This is a genomic window from Marinobacter sp. L-13 (genome assembly GCF_056857715.1).
The window spans coordinates 1-3802 of sequence record NZ_JBSXNQ010000020.1; the positions used below are offsets into that span (position 1 = coordinate 1).

The window sequence follows — 3802 nt, forward strand, 5'->3', positions numbered from 1 at the left end:
TTTTGCAAACAGGAAGGTGTTGGCTATGCCAGCTTCTGCAACTGGCGCAAGCGCCTGTCGGCTCAAACGAATAGTGGTACTTCCGATTCCGGCGAAGCGGGTTTCCTGGATCTCTCTTCACTGATGGGTGCCTCATCGACCGGGCCCGGCTGGAACATTGTGCTCAGCCTGGGCAATGGCGTCGAGCTGCGGCTGAGCCAGAACGGATGATCGGGCTCGATAGCCAGGCGCGCATCTGGCTGTGTACCGAGCCCACCGACATGCGCAAATCGTTCCGGGGCCTGAGTGCCCTGGTCCGGAATCAGTTGAAGCACGATCCGCTCAGCGGCCAGTATTTCGTCTTCGTTAATCGTCGCAAGACTCAGATGAAGATGCTGTACTTTACCGCCACCGGTTATTGCCTGTGGGCCAAGCGCCTGGAGCAGGGGCAGTTCCGGGTGCCGTTATCCGCGTCTGGCCAGCGAGCCCTGACCCTGACGGATCTGCAACTGCTGATCGATGGCATCGAAGTGCAAAAATACCGCCAGTTCAAGCGTTTTCAAGGCGTACAGATGGCGGACTTCCGGTATAATATCGGCCATGAATTCAATGGCTTCCACATCCCAGTCCAACGCACCTTCCTACTCGGCCCTGGCCGAGGAGAATGCGTTGCAGCGCGAGCAGTTGGATGCTCAGGCGGAAGCCATTCGGCAGTTGAAACTCCAGTTGGACTGGTTCAAGAAGCAGCTGTTCGGCCCTAAATCCGAGAAGCAGGTTTATGATATCCCAGAACAGGATAGCCTGTTCACCTCCGGTGAAGCACCACTGCCGGAGAAGCCTGGGGAGGAAGAGAAGCGTACCATCAAGGCCTATCAACGCGGCACCGGCAAGAAGCATCGGGACGACGACTGTCTGAACGACACCGGCCTGCGCTTTACGGCGGATGTGCCGGTGGAAGTCATTGAGCAACTGCCACCGGAACTGACCGGGCCGGACGCCGACCAGTACGACATCATTGGTACTAAAACGACTTATCGCCTGGCCCAGCGCGCCTCCAGCTATGTGGTGCTCAAGTGTGAGCGCCCGGTGTTCCGGCGTAAAGGCAGTGATAAGCCCATCACCACACCGGCCCCGTTCAACGTGCTGGACAACAGCCTGGCCGATGTCAGCCTGCTGGCCGGGTTGCTGGTGGACAAATTCCAGTTCCACCTGCCGCTGTATCGCCAGCACCAGCGCATTCAACAAGCAGGTATTACCCTCAGCCGCAGCACCCTGACCAACCTGGTGAAGCGTGCCATCGACCTGCTTCGGCCCATTGTGGACGCCCAGACCGACAACGTGCTGCGCAGCCGGGTGCTGGCCATGGATGAAACGCCCATCAAAGCGGGCCATAAGGGCCGGGCAGGTCCGCAGAAAGGCAAGATGAAAACAGGCTGGTTCTGGCCCCTATACGGTGATGACGACGAAGTGGTGTTTACCTACTCGAACAGTCGGGGCCGACTGCACATCGAGCAGGTTCTGAACGACCAATTCAGTGGCACTCTGATCAGCGATGGTTATACCGCTTATGCCCGCTATGCCGCGGCCCAGAAAGGTATTACCCATGCTCAATGCTGGGTGCACAGTCGCCGTTGCTTCGTTGAGGCCCAGAAGGACCATCCTGAGAAGGCCACCGAAGCCCTGCAACAGATCGCGAAGCTGTACCAGATTGAAGATGCCATTAAGGCAAAGGAACTCACCGGCGAGAAGAAGCGTCAATACCGGCTGGACCATACGAAGCCGGTCGTCAGCGGCTTCTTCCAATGGTGCCGGGATCAGTTGGCGCAAGGCGGCCTGTTGCCCAGTGAACCGCTAACCAAAGCCCTGAATTACGTGCTCGGCCGGGAAGCGAGTCTGACGGTGCTCCTGGAAGATCCGGACGTACAACCCGATACCAACCACCTGGAGCGGGCCCTGCAGCCGATTCCAATGGGCAAGAAAAACTGGATGTTTTGCTGGACCGAACTGGGTGCTGAACACCTGGGTATCATCCAGAGCCTGATCAGCACCTGCAAGCTGCACGATATTACCCCGTACATGTATCTGGTGGACGTATTGCAACGCATCAGCCAGCACCCGGCCCGTGAAGTCAGCGACCTGACGCCCCGACTCTGGAAAACTCGGTTCGCCGAGACCCCGTTACGGGCGCTGATCGACCCACGCCATCCTGATCGACAGAGCAAACAGCCGGAGGCCACCGTCCGTGCGCATTGAGGACATGAGCATCGACCAGTTGCTGGAACTGAATCAGTATATCTGCCAGCGAATTGATGAACTACAAGAGCAAGAAACCCTGCAAGCCTTGAGTCAATTGCGGGTTGGCCTTAAAGTGACCTTCGAGGGCCGGGAAGGACCGGTGTTGGGGATCGTCACCAAGATCAACCGCAAGAGTGTGATCGTGCTGGGTGAGGATGGCAGGAAGCAGTACAAGGTCTCGCCGGAGTTATTAAGGCCCCTCCGTGACGTGAAGTAGGTCAACTACGTCGTGGAATGAACGCTTACGTTGCCTCTGAAAAACAGTATTGATGCGACAACCATTATTGGAATTTATATGCAGGACTTTTCATGGGTTCGTAGAATTAAGCTGCAACAACTCAGAGCTGTACTGGCGGTGGCTCGGAACCGGAGTTTGATGAGTGCCGCTAATGAGCTAGGGCTGAGCCAACCTGCAATAAGCAAAATACTTCATGAACTGGAATCGGACTTAGGAGCAGAATTATTTGTTCGGACCAGTCAGGGTAGCTACCCAACAGAGCTGGGTACTAAAGTGGCTGAACGAGCGCAAGCCATGTTTGCCCAGCTAGAGCAATTAGCACAAGAGGTTCATGACAGCCAGAAAGGGTTAAGCGGCCATATCGTTGTGGGCGTTTTACTGGCCGGAGCCGCTAATATTCTCCCACAAGCTGTAGCTAGGTTTCATGAACGATCGCCAAACGTGAGGGTTACGATAATCGAAGGCTCATACGATAGCCTTACTCCTCAGCTTAGGCAAGGCGCGATAGATTTCATTGTTGGCAGGCTGCCTGGGTATAACTATAGAGAAAGGCTAGAATTAATACCGCTTCTTCAAGAGGAGGTCGCATTTGTTGTGCGCCCTGGCCACCCTATTTTACAAAGAAAAAAGTTAGCTATTGATGATCTTCAGGAGTGGCCGTGGATTATGCCTCTTCCGGAGACCACCCTAAGATATATGCTTGAGGCCGAGTTCCACGAACGTAGTCTGGACCTTCCGAAAATTGCTTGTGAATCCCTTTCGATTGTGACAAACCGTAGATTGATTATGGATACAAACTATATTGGTGCTTTCCCTGCACAGGCAGTTCAGCCCGATATTTCTGCTGGTCTTCTTAGCCCGTTACTCATGGAAAAGTCGCTTTCCTTTGGGCCGATTGGCTTAAGTTTTCTAAAAGATAGCCCATTAGGCAGTGCTGCCCAGGCTCTGGTTGACGAACTCAAATCTCTTCACTGAATTTTGAGCTAAAACTGCGGGAATAACAGGTTTTAATCATGTTGGTTTGTGTTCCACTGGTCCAGCCCGAGATGAAGCCATGTGGATCGGTGTGTTTAGCGCCCGGGTAACTGGCTTGCTTTGCATTCAGCACCCGGGTGAGCGGATTCCAACCCGCCCTTGGCGCTGCTGTAAGGTCGATGAGGCACCCATCAGTGAAGAGAGATCCAGGAAACCCGCTTCGCCGGAATCGGAAGTACCACTATTCGTTTGAGCCGACAGGCGCTTGCGCCAGTTGCAGAAGCTGGCATAGCCAACACCTTCCTGTTTGCAAAA

General features: G+C 54.7%; 6 protein-coding genes. 5 read left to right on the plus strand and 1 reads right to left on the minus strand.

Translation table 11 applies throughout. The features are described 5' to 3' along the window. The 5 genes from tnpA (AC13DD_RS00890) to AC13DD_RS00910 form a co-directional block, all read left to right on the plus strand. Nucleotides 1-210 (plus strand): IS66 family insertion sequence element accessory protein TnpA (gene tnpA / locus AC13DD_RS00890; protein WP_482930715.1); only part of this gene is annotated, 210 nt, incomplete at its 5' end. A gap of 50 nt (nucleotides 211-260) precedes the next feature. Next, the gene (tnpB, locus tag AC13DD_RS00895) at nucleotides 261-740 is read left to right on the plus strand and encodes an IS66 family insertion sequence element accessory protein TnpB (RefSeq protein ID WP_482930718.1); all 480 of its coding nucleotides are present in this window, start codon (nucleotides 261-263) and stop codon (nucleotides 738-740) included. Next, complete coding sequence (tnpC, locus tag AC13DD_RS00900) at nucleotides 631-2232, plus strand: IS66 family transposase (protein ID WP_482930719.1); 1602 nt, start codon at nucleotides 631-633, stop codon at nucleotides 2230-2232. Before tnpB ends, tnpC begins: the two co-directional genes overlap by 110 nt. Continuing rightward, nucleotides 2222-2491, plus strand: coding sequence for a hypothetical protein (locus AC13DD_RS00905; protein WP_092031717.1), 270 nt, complete (start codon nucleotides 2222-2224; stop codon nucleotides 2489-2491). The genes tnpC and AC13DD_RS00905 overlap by 11 nt, the downstream gene beginning before the upstream one ends. 30 nt (nucleotides 2492-2521) lie before the next feature. Next, entirely contained in the window at nucleotides 2522-3487 is a 966-nt protein-coding gene (locus AC13DD_RS00910; protein WP_482930716.1) for a LysR substrate-binding domain-containing protein, read from the plus strand. Between the two features lie 126 nt (nucleotides 3488-3613). On the opposite strand, the gene tnpA (AC13DD_RS00915) is transcribed toward AC13DD_RS00910, so the two are convergent. Then, nucleotides 3614-3802: IS66 family insertion sequence element accessory protein TnpA (gene tnpA / locus AC13DD_RS00915; protein ID WP_482930717.1), on the minus strand; the 189-nt coding region annotated here is incomplete at its 5' end.